General features: G+C 42.6%; 25 protein-coding genes. 13 read left to right on the top strand and 12 right to left on the bottom strand.

The genetic code is table 11. The features are described from left to right. Positions 1-44 precede the first annotated feature (44 nt). From J0656_RS13990 to J0656_RS13980, 3 genes are all read right to left on the bottom strand, one after another. The gene (locus J0656_RS13990; RefSeq protein WP_207034967.1) at positions 45-2,603 is read right to left on the bottom strand and encodes a TonB-dependent receptor; all 2,559 of its coding nucleotides are present in this window, start codon (positions 2,601-2,603) and stop codon (positions 45-47) included. After that, complete coding sequence (locus J0656_RS13985; protein WP_207034965.1) at positions 2,581-3,495, bottom strand: FecR family protein; 915 nt, start codon at positions 3,493-3,495, stop codon at positions 2,581-2,583. Before J0656_RS13985 ends, J0656_RS13990 begins: the two co-directional genes overlap by 23 nt. Before the next feature lie 75 nt (positions 3,496-3,570). Then, on the bottom strand, positions 3,571-4,071 hold the full coding sequence (locus tag J0656_RS13980; protein ID WP_108247056.1) for an RNA polymerase sigma factor: 501 nt from the start codon (positions 4,069-4,071) through the stop codon (positions 3,571-3,573). A gap of 113 nt (positions 4,072-4,184) precedes the next feature. On the opposite strand from J0656_RS13980, the gene J0656_RS13975 reads away from it, so the two are divergent. From J0656_RS13975 to folD, 3 genes are all read left to right on the top strand, one after another. After that, the gene (locus J0656_RS13975) at positions 4,185-5,243 is read left to right on the top strand and encodes a hypothetical protein (protein WP_207034963.1); all 1,059 of its coding nucleotides are present in this window, start codon (positions 4,185-4,187) and stop codon (positions 5,241-5,243) included. Positions 5,244-5,418: 175 nt separating this feature from the next. After that, entirely contained in the window at positions 5,419-6,747 is a 1,329-nt protein-coding gene (gene ffh, locus J0656_RS13970) for a signal recognition particle protein (RefSeq protein WP_207034961.1), read from the top strand. Positions 6,748-6,785: 38 nt separating this feature from the next. After that, on the top strand, positions 6,786-7,664 hold the full coding sequence (folD, locus tag J0656_RS13965) for a bifunctional methylenetetrahydrofolate dehydrogenase/methenyltetrahydrofolate cyclohydrolase FolD (RefSeq protein ID WP_207034959.1): 879 nt from the start codon (positions 6,786-6,788) through the stop codon (positions 7,662-7,664). Position 7,665: 1 nt separating this feature from the next. Here folD and J0656_RS13960 read toward each other — a convergent pair whose 3' ends face one another. After that, positions 7,666-7,812, bottom strand: a complete 147-nt coding sequence (locus tag J0656_RS13960) for a hypothetical protein (RefSeq protein WP_159075859.1) — start codon at positions 7,810-7,812, stop codon at positions 7,666-7,668. A 120-nt stretch (positions 7,813-7,932) separates the two neighbouring features. On the opposite strand from J0656_RS13960, the gene J0656_RS13955 reads away from it, so the two are divergent. Further along, entirely contained in the window at positions 7,933-8,559 is a 627-nt protein-coding gene (locus J0656_RS13955; protein ID WP_207034957.1) for a DUF2306 domain-containing protein, read from the top strand. A gap of 1 nt (position 8,560) precedes the next feature. Here J0656_RS13955 and J0656_RS13950 read toward each other — a convergent pair whose 3' ends face one another. Then, positions 8,561-8,983 (bottom strand): VOC family protein, encoded by a 423-nt coding sequence (locus J0656_RS13950; protein WP_207034955.1) that lies wholly within the window; start codon positions 8,981-8,983, stop codon positions 8,561-8,563. 33 nt (positions 8,984-9,016) lie between these two features. Beyond that, on the bottom strand, positions 9,017-9,856 hold the full coding sequence (locus tag J0656_RS13945; RefSeq protein WP_207034953.1) for an alpha/beta hydrolase: 840 nt from the start codon (positions 9,854-9,856) through the stop codon (positions 9,017-9,019). Positions 9,857-9,953: 97 nt separating this feature from the next. Between J0656_RS13945 and J0656_RS13940 the strand changes: the two genes are divergently transcribed. Then, a complete protein-coding gene (locus tag J0656_RS13940) occupies positions 9,954-10,376 on the top strand; it encodes a winged helix-turn-helix transcriptional regulator (RefSeq protein ID WP_207034951.1) in 423 nt (140 codons plus the stop codon). Between the two features lie 10 nt (positions 10,377-10,386). Here J0656_RS13940 and J0656_RS13935 read toward each other — a convergent pair whose 3' ends face one another. Next, positions 10,387-10,935 (bottom strand): hypothetical protein, encoded by a 549-nt coding sequence (locus tag J0656_RS13935; RefSeq protein ID WP_207034949.1) that lies wholly within the window; start codon positions 10,933-10,935, stop codon positions 10,387-10,389. 5 nt (positions 10,936-10,940) lie between these two features. Beyond that, a complete protein-coding gene (locus J0656_RS13930) occupies positions 10,941-12,449 on the bottom strand; it encodes a helicase HerA-like domain-containing protein (protein ID WP_207034947.1) in 1,509 nt (502 codons plus the stop codon). Positions 12,450-12,505: 56 nt separating this feature from the next. Between J0656_RS13930 and J0656_RS13925 the strand changes: the two genes are divergently transcribed. Both J0656_RS13925 and J0656_RS13920 read left to right on the top strand, forming a co-directional pair. Continuing rightward, positions 12,506-12,958, top strand: a complete 453-nt coding sequence (locus J0656_RS13925) for a RidA family protein (RefSeq protein WP_207034945.1) — start codon at positions 12,506-12,508, stop codon at positions 12,956-12,958. A gap of 32 nt (positions 12,959-12,990) precedes the next feature. Then, positions 12,991-13,623, top strand: a complete 633-nt coding sequence (locus tag J0656_RS13920; RefSeq protein WP_207034943.1) for a 7-carboxy-7-deazaguanine synthase QueE — start codon at positions 12,991-12,993, stop codon at positions 13,621-13,623. A gap of 7 nt (positions 13,624-13,630) precedes the next feature. Here the strand turns inward: J0656_RS13920 and J0656_RS13915 are convergent, their stop codons facing one another. Beyond that, on the bottom strand, positions 13,631-14,428 hold the full coding sequence (locus J0656_RS13915) for a hypothetical protein (RefSeq protein WP_207034941.1): 798 nt from the start codon (positions 14,426-14,428) through the stop codon (positions 13,631-13,633). A gap of 44 nt (positions 14,429-14,472) precedes the next feature. Beyond that, on the bottom strand, positions 14,473-15,180 hold the full coding sequence (locus J0656_RS13910; protein ID WP_207034939.1) for a class I SAM-dependent methyltransferase: 708 nt from the start codon (positions 15,178-15,180) through the stop codon (positions 14,473-14,475). Between the two features lie 73 nt (positions 15,181-15,253). Between J0656_RS13910 and J0656_RS13905 the strand changes: the two genes are divergently transcribed. The 3 genes from J0656_RS13905 to J0656_RS13895 all read left to right on the top strand — a co-directional run bounded on the left by J0656_RS13905 (position 15,254) and on the right by J0656_RS13895 (position 18,726). Then, complete coding sequence (locus tag J0656_RS13905) at positions 15,254-15,748, top strand: YkgJ family cysteine cluster protein (RefSeq protein ID WP_207034937.1); 495 nt, start codon at positions 15,254-15,256, stop codon at positions 15,746-15,748. Positions 15,749-15,769: 21 nt separating this feature from the next. Beyond that, the gene (locus J0656_RS13900; RefSeq protein ID WP_207034935.1) at positions 15,770-16,600 is read left to right on the top strand and encodes a sterol desaturase family protein; all 831 of its coding nucleotides are present in this window, start codon (positions 15,770-15,772) and stop codon (positions 16,598-16,600) included. A gap of 773 nt (positions 16,601-17,373) precedes the next feature. Next, positions 17,374-18,726 carry a BspA family leucine-rich repeat surface protein gene (locus J0656_RS13895; protein ID WP_207034933.1) on the top strand — a complete coding sequence of 451 codons (1,353 nt, stop codon included), beginning with the start codon at positions 17,374-17,376 and terminating at the stop codon, positions 18,724-18,726. Between the two features lie 468 nt (positions 18,727-19,194). On the opposite strand, the gene J0656_RS13890 is transcribed toward J0656_RS13895, so the two are convergent. After that, a complete protein-coding gene (locus J0656_RS13890) occupies positions 19,195-20,418 on the bottom strand; it encodes an exo-beta-N-acetylmuramidase NamZ family protein (protein WP_207034931.1) in 1,224 nt (407 codons plus the stop codon). A 3-nt stretch (positions 20,419-20,421) separates the two neighbouring features. Between J0656_RS13890 and J0656_RS13885 the strand changes: the two genes are divergently transcribed. The 3 genes from J0656_RS13885 (at position 20,422) to J0656_RS13875 (ending at position 23,803) form a co-directional block, all read left to right on the top strand. Continuing rightward, positions 20,422-21,663, top strand: coding sequence for an ABC transporter permease (locus tag J0656_RS13885; protein ID WP_207034929.1), 1,242 nt, complete (start codon positions 20,422-20,424; stop codon positions 21,661-21,663). A gap of 65 nt (positions 21,664-21,728) precedes the next feature. Next, positions 21,729-23,027, top strand: coding sequence for a M20/M25/M40 family metallo-hydrolase (locus tag J0656_RS13880; protein ID WP_207034927.1), 1,299 nt, complete (start codon positions 21,729-21,731; stop codon positions 23,025-23,027). Then, positions 23,027-23,803, top strand: a complete 777-nt coding sequence (locus J0656_RS13875; protein ID WP_207034925.1) for an aldose epimerase family protein — start codon at positions 23,027-23,029, stop codon at positions 23,801-23,803. The genes J0656_RS13880 and J0656_RS13875 overlap by 1 nt, the downstream gene beginning before the upstream one ends. 3 nt (positions 23,804-23,806) lie before the next feature. Here J0656_RS13875 and J0656_RS13870 read toward each other — a convergent pair whose 3' ends face one another. Further along, entirely contained in the window at positions 23,807-25,177 is a 1,371-nt protein-coding gene (locus J0656_RS13870) for an exonuclease domain-containing protein (protein ID WP_207034923.1), read from the bottom strand. Positions 25,178-25,297: the final 120 nt, after the last annotated feature.

Raw genomic sequence — 25,297 nt, 5'->3', positions numbered from 1 at the left:
CAGGCTACTGAATCTGGGAGATTGATTCTATAAATCTACAAAATTTAAAAACTCACCCTAAAACTCATATTGGGGGTAATGCCCAGTGAAAAGTTTTCCACGGTCTCGATTTCATTATCTTGGTTGACCCGATAATATTTGTTGAGGCTGTTTCTTCTATTTGTGAAGTTTAAAATGGACAGCCCGGCGTTGGCCCGAATAGTTCTACCGATTTGAAAATTGTATATGGCCGAGGCATCCGCCCTAAAATATTCTGGCAACCTACTGCTGTTTGGTTCCTGAAAGTTGATTCTGGGCGGGGAGAAGTTGTCATCCAGCCCTTCATCGCCCGGAACAGGTTCGGTAAAGGGTTTACCAGTTCTGTAATTAAGTCCAATGCTCAGCTTCAAATCCTTATAATTGTAGGTGCTGGCAAAGGTAATGGTATGTCTTATGTCCAAATTGTTCGGGAATGTTTGTGGTACAATGGAGTCGAAGGTGTAATCATTCTTGTTGTAAGCATAGCTTAACCAAGTACTATAATTATCTCCTTTTTTGTTGATAAGCAGTTCCATGCCCTTAACATTGTAGCCTCCTATTTCTCCCGAAAATTGATATTGATTTTGGAATCCTTGCGTGCTGGTGCTGATGCCGTCCACATTTTTATAGAAGCCCTCGACACCCACATAAAAATTGTTTTTTTCGTAATTGATGCCTACCGAGCCTTGCTTGCTCTTGGTCACGGGAAGCGTGTTATCGTTGGACAAAATCCATCTGCGCTTTTCAATGCCTAAAAAGTTTTGTTCCAAATCAATGATTTGGTTGGTGGTCTGACTTTTGAACTCACCTAAAACCTCGGCCCTAAGATAATTGGCCAATTTAAAGTTCAGGTTGATTCTGGGTTCCACCAAAAGCTGTTGAAAGGTGTTCAGATTCTCGATAAAATTGAATCGGGCTCCAATTTTTCCGATGAATTTGTTCCCCGGAGAATTGTAATTGAGTTGCGAATATGGTGCGTGGGTTCGGATTACGCCTTTGAGTTCACTTTCAAAACTGGGTTGATTGATGATCGTAGCATTGACAATACCGGTTTCAATGTATTGATACCCATTGTTCCAATTAAATGCATCATTAAGAATAAAGGTGGTGTTTAATTTTAGTGCATTTTCAATCACTTGATTGTTTTGGAACAACTGCTGTATCTGATTGTCATAAATATTTTGTGCATCCAAATTGTACTTGGAGTAATAGATGTTCAGGTGCGTGGAGAACCTATCCGTCCAATCGCTTTGGAGTTGCCCGCCAACGGAAATATTGTCCTGTCTCAATAGGCTGATATTGGTTTCATCTGCCGTAACATTGGTCTCATCAAATTTTAAATTGTTTTTAATGTGTATGGCACTCAGTCTGATTTTGTGATATTCGTTGAGGTCGTACAGGATTTTTCCGGAAAAATCATAAAAGAAAAAATCTTCGTCACGTATAAATTCATCATCAACGGTGCTGTTGTTTTGAAGTGTAATCTCACTATCCTGAAACGCCCGATTGATGAACTGTTTGTATGTGGGTGTCCTCAAAAAGTCGGTGGCTGAGCGCCTTGCAGAAAACTGAATTCCAAGGTTGTTGGTTATGGGGGCCTCGGCGTAGATATCGCCGCTTATCAAATTAAATCCACCTCCACCATTAAACGTTTCCGGGATGGAATTTCCCGTTTCCATTTGAATAACGCTGCTCACCCCGTCACCAAAGTTGGCGGGCGTCCCATTTTTATAGATGGTCACTTTATCCGTTTGATAGGGGTTAAAGGCAGATATCAACCCAAAAAAATGTCCGGATTGATACATTTTTATGCCGTTCCAAAGAATAAGGTTTTGGTCGTTGGTACCACCACGAACGTTGATGTCCGATACGGTCTCGTCAATACTTTTTATCCCCGGCAAGGCTTGTACGGTTTGCAGAATGTCGGGTTCAATAAGTCCTGGAAGTATTCCAAACTCTGCGGTGTTCAATGTGATGCTGGCATCCTTTTCTTTTATAATTCCCGAGGTGAGGTATTTGTATACGAACACTTCATCCAATTGTTCGTAATAAGGTGCCAAAAGTATTTTGGGGCATCCGCTTTGTTGCAACAGACTTTCAACCTTTACATATTTGGTCACGTATCCCAAATACCGAATTTGCAAGGACGCGTTTCTAGGAATATTCTCCAGTGAAAAAGAGCCGTTATTGTCCGTTATTTTAGCGGTGCCTGTTCCCAAAACCTCTATTGTGGCTCCAATAACCGTGTTTTCGGCAAAATTATCCAAAACCACACCGCACACATTGACCTGATTTTTGGTGGAGAGGGTGTAATAGCGGTCATTGAGTTTTTCTGTTTGAATATTGAAGATGTCCTTGATGTATTGAAGGATTTCTTCTAGGGTATTCAGGCTTTCTGGAATTTTAAGGGTGAGACCATCCAAATCCTCATCAAGATAGGAGAACTTGACATCAAAACGATTCTCTATATTTTTTATGTATGAAATAAGGGATTGTTGTTCTTCCTGTGCATTCATGTTGCCTGCCAGAAAAAACAAAACACCGAGGACGAGGCCTATATGCTTATTGTTGTGTGTTCTCAGCATAAAAAAGTACGTTGTCTCCGTCTATTTTAAAACGTGTTTGGGAGGGGGTACTTATACTTTTTAACGCCATTTTTAGGTCTGTGTTGTTAAACGAACCTGTAAATAAAAGATTTGTATCAATATTTTCAATGCTAACCTGGATATTGAACTGTCTTTCCAGCTCGGCAAAAACATATTTTAAAGGAATACTTTCAAAACTACTTTCGTTGTTCATCCAAGAGGGGGAATTACCATTTGGAGTGCCAGTGCTTACAATTTTGCCATCGATTACCAGAAAGGAATTTCCTGCGGGCAGTTTTAATTCTTTATTGTTGTGGGTAACGCTTACCAATCCTTCGTAGCAGGTTACTTCAAAAAAACCTTTTCTGTTTTCCACATTGAACTGTGTTCCCAATACGCTAACTTTTCCATGGTCGGTGGAAACGGTGAATTTTTTTCCTTTGGCTACTTTAAAGAAAGCTTCGCCTTGTAAATCAATGTTTCGATTTTTGTCCCAACCTTTCTCGCTGTATGAGATTTGGGAACCGGCATTCAAAAATATTTCGGAATCATCGGGAAGTACAACTTCGGAGCGTTCTGCAAACTCTGTGGTTACTTTTTCATTCAAAGTATTTATGTAGAAGTATGAACCAGCAAGCAGAACAGCAATGACTGCAGCCACCCTAAGGAATTTCTTGAAAGGGTTCAAGGAAATCACCTTTGGCGCATTGTCGATGTACTCATCTTTTAGGCGTTGCAATGCTTGGTCGGCATCGAATTCAGGAGCCGTCAACCTACTAGAAACATCCTTTAGCTTTTGATATGAGGCATACTCTTCGGAGCCTTTAAATTCCCGAAGCTCATCTTCTGAAAGCTCTCCGCTCAGCCATTTTGCCAAATAATTTTCTTGCATGGGTTCTATGCTTTACGTTATACAAACAACTAGTTGTTAAAATACCCTACTTAAAATTCAAAATAAATTCTATAGCTAAATACCATCAATATGTTCCCGTAAACTTTTGAGGGCCAAATGCATTCGTTTTTCAATGGCTTTTACGCTCACCTCCTCCATTTCTGCAATTTCTGCATACTTTTTACCATCGATTCGGTTCAGTAAAAATGTGGTCCGTTGATTTTCGGGTAGGGCATTAAGCGCATTGTCCAATTTTTCCTTGTATTCTTGTTCCTCCATTAAAAATTCTGGAGATTCGTTGGTTCTATCTTTTACAAGGCTGTCGGCATGTTTCAACCTCACCTTTTCAGCCTTTATCACATTTAAATAAAGGTTGTTGGCTACTGTGTAAACATAGGATTTTGCTTTCTCCGGGCTCACTTTTGCACAGTTTTGCCATAATTTTACAAATGCCTCCTGTACAGCGTCATTTGCTTTTTCCTCATTGCCGAACTTGTAGAATATATAGTTAAAGACCGTTTTGGAATGGGCCTTGAAAACTTTACTGAAAATTTGCTCTTCACAAACGTTGCTCATTGAAGATGGTTTGATTAGGGAATCAAATATATTTGAAAAATATTAAGGAAAAGTAGGGTTTTTTTTTTGAGAATTGTTTAGTGGTAAAGAATAACCCCAAAAAATCAATAGTTATGAAGAAGCTGATTGACAATGTGATGCGTGTTGTGCTCATGGTGTCTGTTATTGGGTTGTATTCCTGTCAAGAGGAGTATGAAGATGTACATGGCAACGACCAAGAACAAACCATTGCAGCTAAATCTGACATTGCTGGTTTAATTCAACAAACCTCATCCCAAGATGGTTCTTTTGACAATATTGTGGATGGAGCCAGTTGTTTCGCCATCCAGTTTCCATATACCGTAAATGCAAATGGGGTTGAGATCAGCATCAATTCCAAAAGTGATCTAGAAAAAATCGAAAATGTTTTTGACGCTACCATTGAGGGAAATAATATCCTAGAAATAGTTTTTCCCATCACAATAACATTTGCGGATTATAGCCAAATTACTATTGAAAATAAGGGAGAGCTTATGGTTAGGGCCCGTGAATGCATTGAAGGCGGCGGGGATGACGATATTGAGTGCGTTGATTTCGTATATCCCATAACCTTGTTCACCTTTGTGATAGATGCACAACAGAGTTCCGAAATCCAAGTTGAAACCGATTTTGATATGTACCGTGTATTTTCCGAGTTGGAAGACAATCGATTGGTCAGTTTCCAGTATCCCATCACACTGACAAAGCATGACGGCACCGAAATTGTTGTTGAAAATAATGCCGATTTGATTGCCACTTTGGAAATGGAAAAAAATCAATGTGATGAGGATGACGACAATGACTTTGGCGATGACGATTTCTCCGAAGCCGAGCTGGACGAATATGTAATGGCCTGTCCATTACAGGTAAAACAGGTAATACGTAACCAAATGGACAACAGTGAACAATACCTTGAACATTTAATGGTATTTAGAGAAGATGGTTCTGTTGTTTTTTCCACATTTACTGCAAATGAGATAACAGGAACCTGGAACACAAGTATGTCAAATGGAGCAGTGAACTTGAGACTTAAGTTTGAAAATTTTCCCGATTTCACCTCAGAATGGCAAGTATATAAACTTGAGGAAAATCTTATAAAGTTGTACCAAGACGATGTCAATAAAATTGTTCTCGAAAGAAGATGTGATATATAACCCACAACAATTGGTTCTCAATTGAAAAGCTTTAGAAGCTCTGATTAGTCAATAATTCAAGAAGAAATAAAAATTTTCCCCCATTCTTTTTCCAAAAGAAGGACGGCCTACCCCAAAGCCGTCCTTTTTCTTTTATATTATTCTTAAATTTGTCCCTCTTTAAAACAAAGAACATATGTTCGATAATTTAAGCGAAAAATTAGATAAAGCATTCCACGTCCTTAAAGGACATGGTCAAATTACGGAAATCAATGTAGCAGAGACCCTTAAGGAAGTTCGAAGAGCTTTGTTGGATGCTGACGTAAACTTTAAAATAGCCAAGGAATTTACCAATACGGTAAAGGAAAAGGCACTGGGTCAAAACGTTTTGACCACCCTTCAACCGGGCCAGCTTATGGTGAAGCTGGTAAAGGATGAGCTTACCGAGCTTATGGGGGGCGATGCAGAGGAAATCGACCTATCGGGCAACCCTTCTGTAATACTGATGTCCGGTCTTCAAGGTTCGGGTAAAACCACCTTTTCCGGTAAATTGGCCAATTATCTCAAAAACAAAAAAACAAAGAAGCCGCTTTTGGTGGCTTGTGATGTGTATCGTCCTGCAGCGATAGATCAGTTGCATGTAGTCGGGGACCAAATCGGCGTAGAGGTTTATTCCGATAGGGAAAACAACGACCCCGTTGCCATTGCCAAGGCAGGTATTGCCCATGCAAAAAGTACAGGGTGCAACGTTGTAATCATCGATACTGCAGGTCGTTTGGCCGTGGACGAGCAGATGATGGATGAAATCTCCAACATCCACAAAGCCATTGAGCCGCAAGAAACTTTGTTTGTGGTGGACTCCATGACAGGTCAAGATGCCGTGAATACTGCAAAGGCGTTCAACGATGTACTTAATTTTGATGGTGTAATCCTTACCAAGCTTGATGGTGATACCCGGGGAGGTGCGGCTATTTCCATTAAATCCGTAGTGGACAAGCCCATCAAATTTATTGGTACAGGCGAGAAAATGGAGGCCATTGATGTGTTCCATCCATCCCGAATGGCCGATCGTATCCTTGGAATGGGAGACGTGGTGTCCTTGGTGGAGCGTGCCCAAGAACAATTCGATGAAGAACAGGCGCGTAAGATTCAAAAGAAAATTGCCAAGAATAAATTCGGGTTTGATGACTTCTTGAGTCAAATACAGCAAATCAAGAAAATGGGGAACATGAAAGACCTCATGGGAATGATTCCAGGTGCAGGAAAGGCTCTAAAGGGGTTGGATATTGACGATGATGCCTTCAAGCACATTGAGGCTATTATCCATTCTATGACTCCCGAAGAACGATCTACCCCAGCTATGTTGAATGCAAGCCGCAAAAAAAGAATTGCCGCAGGTAGCGGAACTTCTATTCAAGAAGTGAACCAGTTGCTAAAGCAATTCGACCAAATGAGCAAGATGATGAAGATGATGCAAGGTGGCGGAGGCAAGAAGATGATGCAGATGATGCAGAACATGAGATAACTTATTCAAAAGCCCAGAACTAAATACCAACACAACCCATGGAAATCCTTGACGGAAAAAAAATATCGAACCAAATTAAAGAAGAAATCACCGTTGAGGTGGCCCAAATGAAAGAGAGAGGTGAAAAAGTACCTCATTTGGCCGCTGTTTTGGTGGGTAACGATGGTGCCAGTCTAACCTATGTGGGAAGTAAGGTGCGTTCCTGTAAAAAAATAGGTTTCGAATCCACCTTGATCCATCTTCCGGAGGAAACTACAGAAGAAGATTTGCTAAAGCAAGTACATCAATTGAACAATGACCCAGCAATTGATGGGTATATTGTTCAGCTTCCTTTGCCCAAGCATATTGATGAAGAAAAAGTGCTAATGGCGGTAGATCCAGATAAGGATGTGGATGGTTTTCACCCGACCAATTTCGGAAAAATGGCCTTGGATATGGAGACCTTTATATCTGCCACTCCATTTGGAATCATGGAATTGTTGAAGCGGTACAATGTGGATACCGAAGGAAAACACACCGTTGTGATCGGGAGAAGCCATATCGTCGGTAGGCCCATCAGTATTTTAATGAGCCAAAAAGGAAAACCTGGTAACTCTACCGTGACCCTTGCGCACAGTAGAACCAAAAACCTAAAGGAGTTGACCTTGCAAGCGGATATAGTCATTTCTGCCCTAGGAGTTCCAAGGTTCTTAAAGGCCGATATGGTTAAAGAGGGTGTGACCATCATAGATGTGGGAATCACTCGGGTTGCCGATGACACTAAAGAAAAAGGATACTACATCACAGGTGACGTAGATTTTGATTACGTTAGTAAAAAAGCTTCCTTTATCACACCCGTACCTGGAGGGGTGGGGCCAATGACGATAGCGATGTTGCTCAAGAATACCTTATTGGCCAGAGAGCGCCATAATAACTAGCTTAGTTTTTCTGCTCTGTTTTTAATGCCATTTGCTGCTCCTCATCGGGATTAAGGTGTTCAAATTCCGTTTCACCTTCATCGTTGGTGCAGCTGGATACTGCCATGGCCGAAAAAACAAGAGTGACCAATAGTAAAATTGTCTTCATAGTAATAAGATTTGGGTACGGCTTGTTAGCCTAATTGGTACACTTATAACGAATTGCTGTTCAAATTCTTGTTTTTGTCATAAAAATATCGATAACTTACCTCTTGCTAAACAAGGCATTATGGCTCAAACAGCAAGAAACAAGGTAGCTTGGGTGGTATTTATCTTTTTGGCCATAGGGATAGGTTTGTATCCTTTGGCCTATTTATTGGCTTCTGACGATTTTGGTGTATTGTTGAGCAAGTCATCAGATTTACGCGCCAATAGCGTTTGGAAGACGGCGTTTTACGGCCACATTAGTTTTGGTGGAATAGCGCTTTTGGTGGGATGGTCCCAGTTCTTGAAAAGGCTGCGGGCCAAGCGCTTGCAATTACATCGAAATATTGGAAAAATCTATGTGGTCTCAGCTTTGATCAGTGGATCGTGCGGAATTTATCTTGGATTTTTTGCCACAGGTGGTATCGTTCCCGCTATTGGTTTTATAAGTCTCGGGGTGATTTGGGTATTTACCACGACAAGAGCATATATTGCCATCAAAAAGAAGGATCTTTCGCTTCATCAGGGTATGATGATTTACAGCTACGCGGCTTGTTTTGCAGCGGTGACCTTACGCATATGGCTACCTTTGCTCACCATTGTTTTTGGTGAATTTTTAATGGCTTATAAAATAGTGGCTTGGCTTTGTTGGGTGCCCAATATGGTTTTTGCTATGCTATGGGTACGAAAAAAAGGATTGAACCTCGCGTAATCTACTTGGCAAACAATTGCCCCATGTCCTTAAAAGCTTTGAATTCCAGAGCGTTTCCTGCTGGGTCCAAAAAGAACATCGTGGCCTGCTCACCAGGTTCTCCTTTAAAGCGAATGTAAGGTTCAATTACAAAGTCAATTCCTTTTTCAATAAGTTCCTGCGAAAATGTTTGGAAGGTATCCCACGGTAAAACCACGCCGTAGTGGGGAACGGGTACGTTTTTGCCATCAACAGGGTTGGTGTGGGTTTCTTCTTCGGACTTTGGCTTATAATGAATCACAAATTGATGTCCGAAAAAATCGAAATCGACCCATTGCTCGGCACTTCTACCTTCTTTGCAACCAAGAACTTCACGGTAAAATATTCGGCATTCATCAAGGTTGTGAACCGGTACGGCAACATGAAAAGGAGTTATTTTTTGCATGGTGTATTTTTTCTGAAAAGTAGAACAACTTTATCAAGCTTCCAAAAATGATATGATTTGATCGTTAACATCGTCTTGGTGCATGGAATGCCCTAGTCCTTCGGTACTGACCAATTGGCTCCCTTTCCAATTTTTATTGACGGCGACAGAGGCATGATAGGGGGTAATCAGGTCGTGTTTATCGTGGAATAACAGTCCTTTTTTACTGATGGACTGTGCGAACTTCGATGTGGAAAATTCATCAATTTTGAACCCGAAACGATTCAAGACATAATCATCCAAATGTTTCATAACCCTATTGTTGAACTTTAAAATGTCCTGAAAATGACCAACAATCTCATGAAATTCCGAGGGAGAACCAATAGTAACAATTTTATCAACATGCTCACTTGGATTTTTGTATTGATTATAAAGAATCGTCATTCCACCAACAGAATGCCCAATAAGATGCTTTGGATTATATTTTTTAACCATGTGGTTTACCGCTTCTTCGTACAACGGCACATACAGATGTTTTCCAGAAGAATATCCATGTGAAGGAGCGTCAAAAGCAATAATGTTAAAATCGGCTTCCCTAAGTTTTTTGATAAGGTTGCGCCACCTGAATGTGTTGCTCTCCCAGCCATGTACCAACAGAACGGTTTCTTTATTCCCTGGCCAACGGTACGATTGTATTTTATGTCCGGCAATATCCTCAACGGTAAGTTTAAAGTCATCCAAATAGGCAGCTTGCTCGGGTTTGATGCGTCCTTTTCGTACTGTGCAAAAAACATGAAAGGCATTATTGGCCACTTTATGGGGGGCAATAAGGCTGTACAGATTAAAATATTGTCCGTAGGCCCGGGGCACTATTTTATTGATTAGTTTTTTCATGAGGTTACTTTTTGTAACTTACTCTTGATTAGATACTAAAAGTACATATTCCTTTTAGAAAAGAAAAGAAGTGATTGATTGAAAACCAAGTATATCTATGGAAACTATTGCTGAAAATCAGAAGGTTAGGACGGTAAAAAAATTAGAAAAAATGTTTGTTCACATTGATTTGAAGAATCCTCCCGTGCTATGCCCGGTTCGGGATGTAATGTCCGTGGCTTCTGACCAGTGGAGCGTTTTGATTCTTCTTTGGTTGGGTTATTTTCCCGTACTTAGGTTCAACAAGCTCAAGAAATATGTGTATGGCATATCCAATAAAGTATTGAGCCAGCGCTTAAAAGTATTGGAAGCTGATGGTTACATTCAACGGGAAGCATATCCCGAAGTGCCCATCCGGGTTGAGTACAGTCTTACCGAATTTGGACAATCCTATGTGGAAAAACTACTGGACTTGGCCGAATGGATGCACGACAACAGTCCAAAAGTATTGGCCAACCGTGAAAAATTCGGATTGTTGTAGTCTTGGGAAGTCATTCCCAGCCCACCATTAAATATTTGATTTTGGCATCGTCGGGAATTTGCACCGCTTCAATATCCGAGGTTGAAAACCGTAAATTTTCAGGGAGTTCTTCTTTGTCAATCGTGAAGTAAAGATTGCTTCCCTTTGGAAAAATCACAATACTTTTCAAGGTAGTCACAATTTTCTTGATATCATATTTGCTCTGGATATCTTTAAACGTACTTTTTAGTCCAATTCCTTTTTCTGAAACATATCTGGGGTCCATAATTCTCACGTTCTCAATGGTCGGTACACTGTCTGTGTTCACGGTAAGGGTCAAAAGATGTTTGCCCCCTTTTTCAAAAACTTCGAATTTTTTAGGTGACGCCCCCAAATCTATTTGAACTTGGTCCCCTACTACAGAGTCCTTAGCGAAGGTGGTCTCCAGTTCGGTTGCCTTAGTATCTTGTGTCAATGGACCGACACTGGTTTCCGTAATCAAAAAAGTAGTGTCTTTTTGGCAAGAATGGATGAATACTGTCGCAAAAATCAGTACAATTGCTATGCTTGTTTTTTTCATATAAATTATCGAATCACTTTTTTTAACACCCCTAAAACGCCTCTTATAAATGTTGCACTGGTCAAAACTTTGACCACGGGGTTCATTCGGGTACTGGTCCGGCCTGATGATCTTCGGCTCGTTGATTTTTCTTCTTTTTCTTTCTCAGCCTCTTTTTCGGCTCTTTCTATTTTTTCCGTTAAGATTTCGTAAGCACTTTCACGGTCAATCTCTTCATTGTATTTTTTTATCAATTTGGATTTGCCCAGTACCTCCTTGATTTCCGAATCGCTCAAAATATCCATTCGGCTCATGGGAGCTCGCATCATGGTGGCTGCCAATGGGGTAGGGCGTCCCTTTTCGTCCAAAGCGGAGACAAGGGCTTCACCAGTTCCCAATGAGGTCAGTACCTCGGCAGTGTCGTAAAACTCGGTTATGGGATAGTTCTGTGCCGTAAGTTTTATCGCTTTACGGTCCTTAGCCGTGAATGCACGCAATGCGTGCTGTATTTTTAGTCCCAATTGTGCCAAAACCTCGTCCGGTACATCGGTAGGGTTTTGTGTAACGAAATAGAGTCCTATTCCTTTGGAACGAATCAATTTAACGATGCTTTCAATTTGGTCCAAAAGTGCCTTGCTGGCGTTATCGAAAATTAGATGGGCCTCATCAATAAACAAGACCAGTTCTGGACGCTCACTATCTCCTTGCTCCGGAAAAGTGGCATAAATTTCCGCCAAAAGGCTCAACATAAAGGTTGAGAACAATTTGGGACGGTCCTGTATATCCGTCAAACGGATAATGTTCACATAACCCCGCCCGTTTTCATCGATGCGTGTTAAATCATCCACATCAAAAGATTTTTCTCCAAAGAAAAGGTCCGCACCTTGCTGTTCCAGTTCAATTACTTTTCTCAAAATTGTTCCGGTAGAGCTTGTGGAAATTCGTCCGTAAGCTTTTTGAAACTCTTCCTTTCCTTCACCAGTAGCATATTGTAGAACCTTTTTAAAGTCCTTAAGGTCCAATAGCGGAAGCTTGTTGTCATCGCAATATTTGAAAATTACCGCAACAATGCCCTCCTGTGTTACGCTAAGGTCCAAAATTCTGGACAGCAGCACGGGACCAAACTCCGAAACTGTGGCACGCAGGCGAACCCCGCCTTGTTCGGAAAGCGAAAGGATTTCCACAGGGAATCCTTTGGCTTCGAATGGCAGACCTATTTTTTCTTGGCGCTCGTCTATTTTGGGATGGCCAGGGCTAGGTTGTGCAATACCGCTCAAGTCTCCTTTAAGGTCCATGAGCAATACGGGAATTCCTTTGTCGGATAGGTTTTCTGCCAAAACTTGTAGCGTCTTGGTTTTTCCCGTACCCGTTGCTCCTGCAATCAGGCCATGGCGGTTCATTGTTTTTAAGGGAACCTTTACAAAGGCATTCGTCAAAGTCTCGCCATCCAGCATTCCTGCTCCCACAGTAATGTAATCGCCCTTCATGGCGTATCCTTGTTCTAAATGCTCGAAGAATTTTTCTTTGTTGCCCATTGCATCCAATTTGCGATAAAAATAGGGTAATTTTAAGCAAAACTAAAAATGAGATTATGAAACATATGCAATGTGCAATCTGGACTGTTTTGTTGAGTTGCTTTATGGCAACCACTTATGCGCAAGAATCCACTGAGGTTATTTTTTATAAATCGCACGAACCCAAAAAGCAAAATGCACCATTTAGTGATGTGGTACAGGCGGGCAATATGTACTTTTTGGCCGGACAAATAGGTATGGACCAAGCAACTCGGACTTTGGTAGAAGGAGGGATTCAAGCAGAGACCCGGCAGGCCATAAAAAATATTGAGGATGTTTTGGCCCAGCATGATTTGACATTGGATAATGTGGTGAAATGTACCGTAATCTTGGCGGATATAGGCGACTTTGCGGCCTTCAACGAGATTTACACCCAATTTTTCACAAAGAAACCGGCAAGAACTACTTTTGCGGCTAGCGGACTTGCGGCCAATGCCCATATTGAGATAGATGTTATTGCCGTAAAGTAGGTGAAACCACCGAAGTGGATTATCTTTGCACCATGGTAGAAGAAAACGTGATGGATTTGGTGGAAAAGGGCTTGATGCTGCCCCTGATGGAAGAATTTTATACCATTCAAGGGGAAGGGTACCACAAGGGAACGGCCGCTTACTTTATTAGGGTAGGTGGGTGTGATGTGGGATGCCACTGGTGCGATGTTAAGGAAAGTTGGAATGCCGAAACCCATCCGCCAACAGCTATCGATAGTATTATTGCAAACGCGGAAAAGTACTCCGATACCATTGTGATTACCGGCGGAGAACCGCTAACCTGGGATATGGGGCCACTCACCCAAGGCCTTAAGGCAAAGAATATGAAAATCCATATCGAAACCTCAGGGGCCTACCCATTGACTGGTGTTTGGGATTGGATTTGTCTATCGCCCAAAAAGAACAAACTTCCCGAGGGAGAGATTTATAAAAAAGCCCATGAACTAAAGGTAATCGTGTACAATAAGCACGACTTTATCTTTGCCGAGGAACAGGCCGCTCAAGTTGGGAAGGATTGTATTCTTTACCTGCAACCGGAATGGAGCGTTCGCGATAAAATGGTTCCGTTGATTGTAGACTATGTGATGAAGCATCCCAAGTGGAAAGTTTCCCTACAGACACATAAGTATTTAAATATTCCTTAAACGGACGTTAGCGTCCCCCGTATTTTTGAAGATCTAAAAGGCATTCAGCGTCCAAATCTGGAATCGTGGCCAATCCTTTGGATGTATTTTTTTCCATCTGTTTGAGCAAAGATGCACCGAACTGCAATTCGGCACGCATCAAACAACCATCTACATTGCAATGGTTTTCAGTTTCTGTGTCCTCATGGTCGTTTACAGATTCTGTGGAGAGGTTCACCAAACCGAACAAATGCCCAAATTCATGAAGAATGGTAGCCGTTTCAACCTCTTCGGTGCTTACGGCAGTGCTACTTCCGGCCATATCTTTAATGGTGGATTCATAAATAACCATGGAGGTATTTCTATATACAGCACCCAAGGTCACCAATCCTTCGCTTTCATCGTCGCTTTCTGCTGGGGCATCAGCAAAATATATGTGAATGGCCAAGGTTGAGCCGTTATTATATTCATCTCTGTTTTCCTTTTCCAATTCCACTACCTCATCAAGCGATAAACTATCCTCGTTGGGAGAGGAAACAGCAGAATATGTAAATTCAATAATTTCTTTGTGGGTACGCGCTCTTAAAAACTCCTCAAAATTGGCTATGGCTCCGGCAGTAGGGGCAAAACCGGTCACATAATCTATTTCTATCAAGAGTCTGTCAAAAGTATCATTGGAGAGAAAATCCCTTGCAGATGCACCTGTGGTCAAGCGATTTCCGGCCATCAGGTTGGTGTTGGACTCCGGTGAGGATACATCGGCATCCTTGGAACAACTTATCAGTAACCCAAAACTACAAAGGGCAAAAAGGACAATTTTTTTCATGACCAACTAATATACAATAGAACGTTCCATATTGGAAACTAGTATTATTTTAAAGTGAGTTTGGCCAAATAGTCGTAATGTTCGCCCGATAGTATAAGTTCACAATTAAAACCGTTCGACTCACAAGCATTTTGCAATGTATTTATATCTACGTAAACCCAATCAAAAGGTTTGCTTTTTTGTTTTTTGTACTCCATTTCAAATTCCACTTCGCCGTAATAAGTGCCATCATCTGGAATCCAGTAGCCGCCATCATCATCCTGTTCAAACATGTACACAATATCACTGGAATCCAAGAGAATCTGCCCGTTAGGTAGCAATAATGACGCCAAATGTTGTAAAAAAGGACTTAAATTTTTCAGTTTGCCAGCCAGACCAATTCCATTCATCAACAACAGTAGGGTATCATATTTTTCTTCTGAGTAGTCCAGAATGTTGTTCAATACAGTCGATTTAATCCCTCTATCCTTGCATACGGTAATGGCGCCTTCTGAATTGTCCAAGGCTGTTACACCATATCCATTGTTCTGAAGATAAAGTGCATGGCTTCCTGCACCGGACCCAATGTCCAGTACCTTTCCACGAGCCAATTGCAGGGCCTTCTGTTCAATTTTGGGCATCTCATCAAATGTTCGAAACAAGTAGGGAACGGGAATCACATCTTCTTCATCCAAAGATGAAAAGGTTTTTATGTCTTCCGTATAGTGCCCATTTTGATAATCTTTCAAGGCCATTCCAAAAACATCTGCCATAGGATCAATTTGTTTGTGCAAAGGTGGGACTTTAATTGTTTGGAAAGGTTTAAAATGGATAAGTTTGTACGCTATGGATGAAATACTCAGGGATTTACCGCAAAAAGCCAGGGAGAAGCATTCGGAGAACAAAAAGTTCTTCTCCAAGCTAAAAAAGCGTCCGCCCAAGGATCTCGACTATACCATGCAGGAACTGCACGATGCCGAGTTTGAACGCACGGAATGCCTTACCTGTGCCAACTGTTGCAAAACCACGGGCCCGTTGTTCACCAATGCCGATGTGGAACGAATCGCCAAACATTTTCGGATGAAGCCCTCCCAATTTATTGATGAATTTTTACGGGTTGATGAAGAGAACGATTATGTGCTGCAAAGTGTGCCCTGTACTTTTTTGGGAGCTGATAATTACTGTTCCATTTATGATGTCCGTCCCAAAGCATGCCGAGAGTTTCCACATACGGACCGAAAAAAGTTCCAACAGATTTCCAATCTTACTTTAAAAAACGTGGCGATTTGCCCTGCGGCTTTTAACATTGTTGAAGAGATGAAAAAAGCCATCAAATTTTAATGATTTGCTATATTTGAAGGAATGGAGCAGTTGATTTCATATTTTGAGAGCATTCCTTCTTGGCACCGAAGCCTGATTTTGGTCGGAGGAATCACTTTCTTTTGGATTTTGGAGGGAATCGTGCCCCTCTTTAATGTGCCCTATAAAAAATGGCGGCACTCCGTTCCCAATTTCTTTTTTACGTTGACCACCATAATCGTAAATTTTCCGTTGGCGTTTTTGTTGCTGAAATCTTCGGATTGGGCGGTGGAAAACCAATTTGGAATCATCAATTGGTTGCCCGAAATGCCGTTGTGGCTATACGTGCTTCTCGGTGTTATGCTCTTGGACCTTATCGGGGCTTATGCCGCACATTGGGTGGAGCACAAAGTAAAACCGCTGTGGATGGTTCACTTGGTGCACCATTCCGATCACAATGTGGATACCACTACGGCGAACCGCCACCATCCTTTGGAAAGTTTGATCAGGTATGCATTTACTTTGGCGGGAGTTGTCATTGTTGGGGCGCCCATCGGCATTATTATGCTGTACCAAAGTCTGTCCGTAGTGTTTTCTCAGTTCAACCACGCGAATATCCGTTTGCCCAGAAAAGTGGACAATGCCATCAGTTGGTTCATCGTAAGTCCCGATATGCACAAAGTGCACCACCACTATCAATTGCCCTATACCGATTCCAACTACGGAAACATTTTCTCCATTTGGGACCGCTTGTTTGGCACCTATATGTCCATGGACCCCAAGAATATCGTGTACGGCGTGGATACCTTTCCCGATGAAAAAGAGAACAGCAGCATCAAGGGATTGCTAAAACAGCCTTTCCATAAATACCGAAGGCCAACTACGGAGGGATAGGATTTCTCGAAAAAGTCGGATGTCAGAGGTCAGAAGTCAGAAGTCAATGGGCAGTTAACAATTAACATTGAACATACGTCGCTTGTCAGTTCGAGCGCAGTCGAGAACCCTTTGCCCATTACCTATACACCATAGAATCTGAATTGCCCTTCGACTCCGCCCAGGGTCCGGCCCTCAATTGGTGAAAATTAGTGGAATTAGTGTCAAGATGACTACTGACCATCCAAAAATCCAACAATCGAATAATCGAATAAGAATGTCCCTTCGACTCCGCTCAGGGTCCAGTTGCGAATGACATTAATCAGGAGTCAGTTAACAATTAACATTGAACATACGTCGCTTGTCAGTTCGAGCGCAGTCGAGAACCTTTTGCCCATTACCTATACACCATAGAATCTGAATTGCCCTTCGACTCCGCCCAGGGTCCGGCCCTCAATTGGTGAAAATTAGTGGAATTAGTGTCAAGATGACTACTGATCATCGAACCATCCAAAAATCCAAAGATCAAATAATCGAATAAGAATGTCCCTTCGGCTACGCTCAGGGACCCGTTTAGAATGACAACCATCCAATCATCCTTTTTTTAACCTTTAACTCTTAACTCTAAACCCTCAACCCTCATCCCTTAACCTTTTACCCTTTCCCCAAAAAACATCTATCAACCCAAACCTATCATCCGTCAACTCAAACAGGGCATTGGTCAATTGGCGGTCAAAAACCTCCCGATAAGTCCCGAATTTGCCGGAATATTTAATCAATAAAAAACATAAATTATGAAAAAGATACTTTTTTCAGTGGTTGTTGTGGCCATGCTCTGGTCCTGCGGAAAGGACGATAGTCCAACCCCATCGGTGGACGAGAACAGCGTACCCGTAATAACCGCAAAGACCTTTACTGTAGCGGAGACCATTTCCGATACCGAGGTGATAGGTAAGGTAACGGCAACAGATGCCGATGATGACGCACTGACCTTCTCCATTGTAACGAACTCCGAATCCCTGTTCGAGATCACCGCAGCGGGCGACCTGAGCCTCGCAAGCGGTAAAACACTGGATGCGGCCACAAAAGATCAGCACGCCATTACCGTTAAGGTGGACGATGGCGAGGACACGGCAAGTGCTACGATTACCATTAAGGTAACAACCGTTGCTCCGACAAACGAAGCCCCCGAAATGGCCGACCAAGAGTTCTCGGCAGCAGAGGACATTACCGATGCCGATGAAATTGGCCCGGTAGTTGCCACCGACCCCGATGGCGATACCTTGACCTTTAGCATTACCGATAGCGAACTATTTGTTATCTCGGATGCGGGCATGTTGACACTGGCCGAAGGCAAGACCTTGGACTTTGAAACAGCGGCCTCGCACAGCGTTACCGTAAGCGTTACCGATGGCGAGGAAACCGTTGAAGCTACCGTTACCATAACCGTGGAAAACGTGGCTGATACAATGGCCGAAGACCCCGCCTCTTTTGTCACCGCATGGAAAACGGAAGCTGATGGGGAAGGGATATCATTTAATTTATGGGATAGTTATGAATATGACTTCACCATAGACTGGGGTGATGGCACTATTGAAACTATTCAAATAGTCCCTGAAGATAAAAAAGTAGGACATGACTACGCTACTGCAGGTATATACATTGTCGCCATACAAGGCACTTTCCCGGCTTTCCATTTGTATAATAATGCAGATGGGCTTAAGCTGATGAGCATTGAGCAATGGGGCAGTATTATATGGCAGGAGCTTTCGTATGCTTTTGCAAATAGTGAAAACATGGTCTACAATGCTACAGATAGCCCTGACCTTTCCAATGGAACAAGCCTAGAGGGAATGTTCTTCCAGGCCACTTCTTTTAATGGTGATATCAATGGTTGGGATACCTCCAAAGTTACTGATATGGAATATATGTTCGATAATAGTGGTATGTCCAAGGAAAATGTAAATGCCACCATAATTGGGTGGTACAACTTTGTAGGTGATAATAGTGGTCCCTATGGTTTAAGTATAGGTGTCGATAATCTACCTGCATGTGGTCCAGAGGTTTGGAATACTATACTGGCCTTCACCAATGATTACGGATGGACCTTTACTGGCATACTTGATTATGCAGCTCAATGTAATTGATTTTAGTGAAGAACTTAATATTTCAAATTAAATAGACAAAAGACCGGGAGGGCCAAGTGCTTTTCCGGTTTTTTCTTTTTTAGGAGTCAGGAGTCAGGAGTCAGGAGTCAGGAGTCAGGAGTCAGGAGTCAGTGGGCAGTTTACAGTTTACAGTGAACAATGAACAATGAACAATTGACAGTTAACAGTGAACAATGAACAGATGCTACTTGTCAGTTCGAGCGCAGTCGAGAACCCTTTGCCCATTACCTATACACCATAGAATCTGAATTGCCCTTCGACTCCGCTCAGGGTCCGGCCCTCAATTGGTGAGAATTAGTGGAATTCGTGTCAAGATGACTACTGACCATCCAAAAATCGAACAATCCAACAACCCTTAACCCTCAACCCTTAGCCTTTTACCCTTTATCCAAACCCCATCAACCATTAACCATCAACAAATAACGAATAACAAAATCACCCAACAAATCAATCATAGATTAAATACTTCGCCCTAATTTTTTTGAAGCCTTCCAAATCCTCTTGCCAAGTGGCCTTGATTTCTTCGTTGGAGAGTCCTTGCTCAATCTGTTTTTGCAGCAGGGGAGTGCCCGCGTGTTTGGTAAAACCGTCGGTCAAAAAGAATTTGGACTTGTCCAAGGTGTTGCTGTAGGCATCAATGATCCATTGCATGGTCATCTCGTTCATCCTTGGCGTATCGGACAGGTCACGGCCATAACAGGTTTTGCCTTCCTCTTTGGGGTATTTGGAGCCGAAATTTGGTTCGGGCACATAACTAAATTCGTAGGCAGTACTGTCCATAAACGATGCGCCGTAGCGCTGAAACTGGAATTCCGTCCCACGGCCCGCGTTGACGTTGGTGCCCTCAAACAATCCCAAACTGGGATACAAAGTAATCGAAGTATCGTTGGGTAAGTTCGGTGAGGGCCGTATGGGCAAGTGGTATTCCGACTCGTGGGTGTAGTTCTCCAGTTCAATCACGGTCAAATCGGCTTTGCTGCCATTTTCCAGCCATCCTTCGCCATTCAGCATTTTTGCGTATTCGCCCATCGTCATCCCATACACCAGAGGAATCGTGTTCAGACCCAAATAGCTGGTGTGTTCCTCCATCATGGTGGGGCCGTCCACATAATGTCCGTTGGGGTTGGGGCGGTCCAAAACAATGATGGGAACGTCATTTTCGGCACAGGCTTCCATCACCAATTGCAGGGAAGCAATAAACGTGTAGAACCGCACGCCCACATCTTGAATATCAAAAACAACCACATCCAAGTCGCTCAGTTGTTCTTTTGATGGTTTCCTGTTTTTTCCATAAAGCGAAATAATGGGCAATCCCGTTTGGGTATCCACACCATCCTTTACGTGTTCCCCTGCATCTGCCGTGCCCCGAAATCCGTGCTCAGGGGCAAAAACTTTTAGTACATCAACTTCCGATGAAAGCAAGGAATCCACCAAATGGGTGTATCCGTTATCATTAAAAACAACGCTCGTGGGATTGGCGACCACACCTACTTTTTTTCCTTGTAAAAGCGGGAGATAGACCTCGGTTCGGTTTGCCGCCACTTTTATGGGAGCTTGTGCTTCCGTTGCGGGTTCAGGGGCCGAAACTGCTTCTTTTTGTTGTCCCTTGCACGAGGAACCTATCAAAAACAACAATAAAACTGTACTTTTGAATCTATATAAAATGGGCATTCGTTGAATTTAGAATTATTTATTGCCAAACGCCTTGTTACAGGGAAGGAACATAAAATTAGTATTTCCGCCCCGATAATAAAAATCGCCATCGCCGCCATTGCGATCGGGGTGGTGATGATGCTCATTGCCATTGCTACGGGCATTGGTCTTAAAAACAAGATTCGCGAAAAGGTTGCCGCCTTTAACGGGCATATCCAGATCTCCAGTTTCGACAATAACAATTCCGAGGTTTCCCTCACGCCAGTTTCGATTGATCAGGATTTTTATCCCGAATTCAAAAACGTGTCAGGTGTAAGGCATGTGCAAGCGGTGGCCACCAAAGGTGGAATTATCCGAACTGCCGATACGTTCGAAGGAATGTTGGCCAAGGGCGTGGGCTCCGACTACGACTGGAACACATTTGAGGAATATTTGGTCGACGGTCGATTGCCATATTATAGCGGAGATCTCAATGAAGAGGTGCTCATATCCAGTTTAATGGCCAATAGGTTGCAGTTGAAAGTTGGCGATAGCTTCTTTTCATTCTTTCTTCGTGATGGGGATGCGTCCAAACCACCGAACAATCGTAGGTTCGAAATCGTTGGTATTTATGACAGCGGTTTTGAAGAATTTGATGAAACCTACGTTTTTGTGGACATTCGTCATATTCAATTGATGAACCGTTGGGAAGAAGATGAAATTGGGAATTTTGAGGTGTTTTTGGATGATTTTGATCAGATCGATGAAAAGACGAACGAGATTTACAACAATACACTCTCTGTTTTAGATACCCAAAACATCAAAAGCAAATACTTTCGCATTTTTGAATGGATCGGACTGTTTGATTTTAATATTGCCCTGATCATTGGCATTATGATCATTGTTGGCGGCATCAATATGATCACCGCCTTGCTGGTCCTTATTTTGGAACGCACCCAAATGATCGGGATTTTGAAAGCGTTGGGGTCTGCCAATTGGAGCATACGAAAAGTGTTTTTGTACAATGCCGCCTATTTGATCGCCATCGGACTATTTTGGGGCAACCTGATCGGTCTTGGGGTCATTTTCCTTCAGAACAAATTCCGAATGTTCAAGTTCCCGAATCCCGAGGAATACTATATTGATTATATCCCAGTCCATATGGATGCGCCCACTGTGCTATTGCTGAATGTTGGGGTGATGCTGCTTTGTTTGTTGATGCTTTTGATTCCATCGTACATCATCACAAGGATTACACCCGTAAAGGCCATCCAGTTCGAGTAGAAGATGTTGCCCGACTTGGTGTTTATCATTCTAAATTGATAACTTGTCCATCAAAATAACCCACCATGAAAATTCAATATACCTCGACCCTTATTGCACTGCTTTTTGTTGCTTCTGTTTCTGCCCAAAAACTTTCCCGAACAGAAAAAAAGATTGTCTCTACCATAGAAAAGAACAATTCCGAAGCCATAGATTTTTTGGAAAAGGTAGTGAACATTAACAGTGGTACGCTCAATGCCGAAGGTGTGAAAAAAGTGGGCATGGTTTTTAAGGACGCCTTTGACAATATAGGTTTTGAGACCAAATGGATAGAAATGCCCGCAGAAATGAACCGTGCAGGACACCTTTTTGCCGAAACCACGGGAACCAAAGGAAAAAAGCTGTTGCTGATCGGGCATTTGGACACCGTATTTGAAGAAGATAGCCCATTCCAGACTTTTGAAATGGTCAACGATAGTATGGCCCACGCCCCAGGCGGCAACGATATGAAAGGTGGTGATGTAATTGTACTGTATGCCTTAAAGGCACTTTCCGAAAACGGACTGTTGGAGAATGCACAGATCGTTGTGGCATTTACAGGGGATGAGGAAAGTACGGGCAAACCTTTGTCCATAAGTCGAAAAGATCTGATCGATGCAGCGAAACGCAGCGATATTGCTCTTGGTTTTGAAACCTCCACAGGTTTTAATTATGCTACAGTGGCCAGAAGAGGTGCTTCTGGTTGGGCGGTTGAGGTGGAGGGAAAACGAGCCCATTCCTCTGGTGTTTTTAGTGAAGGCACAGGTGCTGGCGCCATTTTTGAAATGTCTCGAATACTTCATCAATTTTATACTGATGTCAAGGGTGAAGACCTATTGACTTTTAACCCTGGTGTTTTGCTTGGAGGAACCTTTGTTAATTTTGATGAATTGACCAGCAAGGGAGATGCCTTTGGAAAAACCAATGTGGTCGCGCAAAAAGCCGTGGTAAAAGGAGGGCTTCGATTTATTTCCGAAGAGCAAAAGGAGCGTGCCAGGGAAAAAATGAGGGAAATCGTTGCCAATAACCTACCGAAAACCTCGGCCAGCATCAGTTTTACGGATAGTTATCCTGCCATGCAGCCCACGGAAGGCAATCTTGCCTTGCTCGAAACCCTGAACGAGGTGAGTTTAGATTTAAAACAAGGCGAAGTCTTGGCCTACGACCCAGGGAGAAGGGGAGCGGCCGATGTTTCGTTTGTTGCCGAATATGTGGATGGACTGGACGGACTGGGAACCATGGGCAACAATGCGCATACCCCTCAAGAAACCGTTAACCTGAACACTATTGAAGCCTTGACCAAACGTACAGCTATTCTCATCTACCGATTGATAAACACCAAATAATGGTTACACTTAGCACAAATAACACTTTCGTAAAGATTGATAAAGGAGAATTGGTGGGCTATGAAGTAAACGGACACCAATTTATCCACCAAAAGGGGAGCCCTGGATGGGGTAGTGCGGATACGGAAATGTTTCCCATCATCGGTCCCGTTAACGAGGCCGATTTTCGGGTAAAAACACCAAAAGGCGAAGCGATTCAAGATCAGCATGGGCTTTTACGCCAAATAGATTACGACTTGGAGCACCAAACAGGAACATCTGCTGTTTTTTTTAAGGAATATGCAGCGGGGACGGAGGTTTCCAATTCCAAATTTCCTGAAAAATCCACAGAGGAAGCCTTGTCTTGGCCGTATGATTTTAGGTTTGAGAAATCCTTTTTATTGATGGACGATGGCCTTGAAATTCATTTTAAAGTTTCGGGAGAAGAAGGGATGCCGTTTATGTTGGGGTACCATCCTGCATTTAAATTACATTCAAAATCGCCTGTAATTTTGGCAAAGGGCAAAGAGATTTCGTTGGATGAGGTATTGGCCGTTGGCAGCCGAGCGTTACAAGTAGCCAATTGTACTTCCATTACACTAAAAGATGAGAAGGAAATCACTATAGAAACCGAAGGTTTTGGCAATTTTATGTGCTGGACGGAGGTGCGGAACATGGTGTGTATTGAACCGATTACTTTTTATCCCTATGCCGTGGAACAGTCCAATTTGCATCAAGGCTTTCAAAAGTTGAAGGGTTCGTCTGAATTTAAGGTGGTTCTTAGACCTAAAGCATAGCTTTTACGAAGCAAGCACTTGACTCTTGCTGTGCTTCAAAAAATATTGGGTAAGAATACTTTCTGTTTCCAAAGTATGTTTCTGCGGGGTGATAAAGGCCTCAATATCGTCAATGGAGGATATTTGAATGTCCGTATCTATAAAACCAAAACCTTTGTAGATGCCGTCCGCAATTAAAACCACGGCACTTTCGTTTTCGGCCCTGCCTTTTTCCTTGATGATTTTGACTTCGGAGGACAACATTTTCATGTGGGCTATGGCCTCGTCCACTTTTTGGTTATAATCCTCGGGAGACTCATCGCCCCTGCAAATTCCTTCGCAGGTATTGATTTCATGATGGGAGCAGGCGGAGGTTGTTTGCTGTAGATGGCAATACTTGGGGCATAGCGAAAATTTTTTGCATACTTCTTCCAGATATGCTCGGCATTCGGTTTGATTATGGAACACTTTTAAAGGACTTGGAGCCCCTTTACTCGTGTTATAGGCCAAATGTGTAATGCCATTTCGGTCCTCGTAGGCAAAAATGGCGTATTGCTTGCCTGGTCTTTTTTGCGCACGGTTGTAGGGCGGGAACAACCTTTTTATTTCTGCGGATTCCATCAATAGAGCTACCAGTTCGCTGCCTGCCAGTTTAAAATCGATATTGGCTGTCTCGCTGCACATTTGAATCTCCTTGCGGCTCTTGTCATAAAAATGCCCCAACACCCGTTTTTTTAGGTTGATGGCCTTGCCCACATAAATAATTTCTCCTTTTTGGTTCATAAAATAATAGATGCCAGGTTTTTGCGGAATCTTATCGAAAACAGCTTTGGGCAAATGTGGAGGAAGGGTGGCTTCTTGACTTCGGGCATTCAAAAACTTTTTAAAGACCTCTTCCGATTCAGGATTTTCCAAAAGCTTTTCGAACAGAAGAACCGTGGCATGGGCATCTCCGCGGGCACGGTGCCTGTCCACCAAAGGAATGTTCACGGCAGAACACAGTTTGCCCAAACTATAGGAACGCAGTCCAGGTATCAACTTTCTCGATAAACGTACGGTACAAAGTTTTTTACGGATGAAATCCACCCCGATTTGTCGGAACTCTTCTTTAATGACCCCATAATCAAAATTAACGGAGTGGGCCACAAAAATGCATCCCTCGGTAATGCGTAAAACGTTTTGGGCAATCTCCTTAAACGTTGGTGCATTTTGCACCATGTGATCATCGATTCCCGTAAGCCCTGTAATAAAATAGGGAATGGGACTTTCAGGGTTGACCAAGGACGTAAACTCGTCCACGATCTGTCCGCTATCATATTTAAAAATGGAAATCTCGGTAATCTTGTTGCCTTTGATTCCGTTTCCCGTGGTCTCTATGTCGATGATGGTGTACAAGTCTAAAAAAATTGCACCTAAAGTTAGGGTTTTATGAGCACTTGATCAGTCTATACAAACAACATACCTAGAATTGGTTTGGATAAAGTTGGTACGATTTTGAACTAATGCCGCCCTAGT

Origin of the sequence: Flagellimonas aurea (assembly GCF_017313785.1) — a bacterium.
GTDB classification, from domain to species: domain Bacteria; phylum Bacteroidota; class Bacteroidia; order Flavobacteriales; family Flavobacteriaceae; genus Flagellimonas; species Flagellimonas aurea.
This window is presented reverse-complemented; position numbering and strand designations above follow the sequence as displayed.

Coding starts and splice junctions, on each gene's coding strand:
- J0656_RS13985 (WP_207034965.1), bottom strand. CDS start 3,495: ATGCAAGAAAATTATTTGGCAAAATGGCTGAGCGGAGAGCTTTCAGAA.
- J0656_RS13920 (WP_207034943.1), top strand. CDS start 12,991: ATGGTAGAAGAAAACGTGATGGATTTGGTGGAAAAGGGCTTGATGCTG.
- J0656_RS13890 (WP_207034931.1), bottom strand. CDS start 20,418: ATGCCCATTTTATATAGATTCAAAAGTACAGTTTTATTGTTGTTTTTG.
- J0656_RS13910 (WP_207034939.1), bottom strand. CDS start 15,180: ATGGCAGATGTTTTTGGAATGGCCTTGAAAGATTATCAAAATGGGCAC.
- J0656_RS13945 (WP_207034953.1), bottom strand. CDS start 9,856: ATGAAAAAACTAATCAATAAAATAGTGCCCCGGGCCTACGGACAATAT.
- J0656_RS13950 (WP_207034955.1), bottom strand. CDS start 8,983: ATGCAAAAAATAACTCCTTTTCATGTTGCCGTACCGGTTCACAACCTT.
- J0656_RS13925 (WP_207034945.1), top strand. CDS start 12,506: ATGAAACATATGCAATGTGCAATCTGGACTGTTTTGTTGAGTTGCTTT.
- J0656_RS13975 (WP_207034963.1), top strand. CDS start 4,185: ATGAAGAAGCTGATTGACAATGTGATGCGTGTTGTGCTCATGGTGTCT.
- J0656_RS13935 (WP_207034949.1), bottom strand. CDS start 10,935: ATGAAAAAAACAAGCATAGCAATTGTACTGATTTTTGCGACAGTATTC.
- ffh (WP_207034961.1), top strand. CDS start 5,419: ATGTTCGATAATTTAAGCGAAAAATTAGATAAAGCATTCCACGTCCTT.
- J0656_RS13955 (WP_207034957.1), top strand. CDS start 7,933: ATGGCTCAAACAGCAAGAAACAAGGTAGCTTGGGTGGTATTTATCTTT.
- J0656_RS13940 (WP_207034951.1), top strand. CDS start 9,954: ATGGAAACTATTGCTGAAAATCAGAAGGTTAGGACGGTAAAAAAATTA.
- J0656_RS13930 (WP_207034947.1), bottom strand. CDS start 12,449: ATGGGCAACAAAGAAAAATTCTTCGAGCATTTAGAACAAGGATACGCC.
- J0656_RS13880 (WP_207034927.1), top strand. CDS start 21,729: ATGAAAATTCAATATACCTCGACCCTTATTGCACTGCTTTTTGTTGCT.
- J0656_RS13875 (WP_207034925.1), top strand. CDS start 23,027: ATGGTTACACTTAGCACAAATAACACTTTCGTAAAGATTGATAAAGGA.
- J0656_RS13905 (WP_207034937.1), top strand. CDS start 15,254: ATGGATGAAATACTCAGGGATTTACCGCAAAAAGCCAGGGAGAAGCAT.
- J0656_RS13960 (WP_159075859.1), bottom strand. CDS start 7,812: ATGAAGACAATTTTACTATTGGTCACTCTTGTTTTTTCGGCCATGGCA.
- J0656_RS13895 (WP_207034933.1), top strand. CDS start 17,374: ATGAAAAAGATACTTTTTTCAGTGGTTGTTGTGGCCATGCTCTGGTCC.
- J0656_RS13900 (WP_207034935.1), top strand. CDS start 15,770: ATGGAGCAGTTGATTTCATATTTTGAGAGCATTCCTTCTTGGCACCGA.
- J0656_RS13980 (WP_108247056.1), bottom strand. CDS start 4,071: ATGAGCAACGTTTGTGAAGAGCAAATTTTCAGTAAAGTTTTCAAGGCC.
- J0656_RS13990 (WP_207034967.1), bottom strand. CDS start 2,603: ATGCTGAGAACACACAACAATAAGCATATAGGCCTCGTCCTCGGTGTT.
- J0656_RS13915 (WP_207034941.1), bottom strand. CDS start 14,428: ATGAAAAAAATTGTCCTTTTTGCCCTTTGTAGTTTTGGGTTACTGATA.
- folD (WP_207034959.1), top strand. CDS start 6,786: ATGGAAATCCTTGACGGAAAAAAAATATCGAACCAAATTAAAGAAGAA.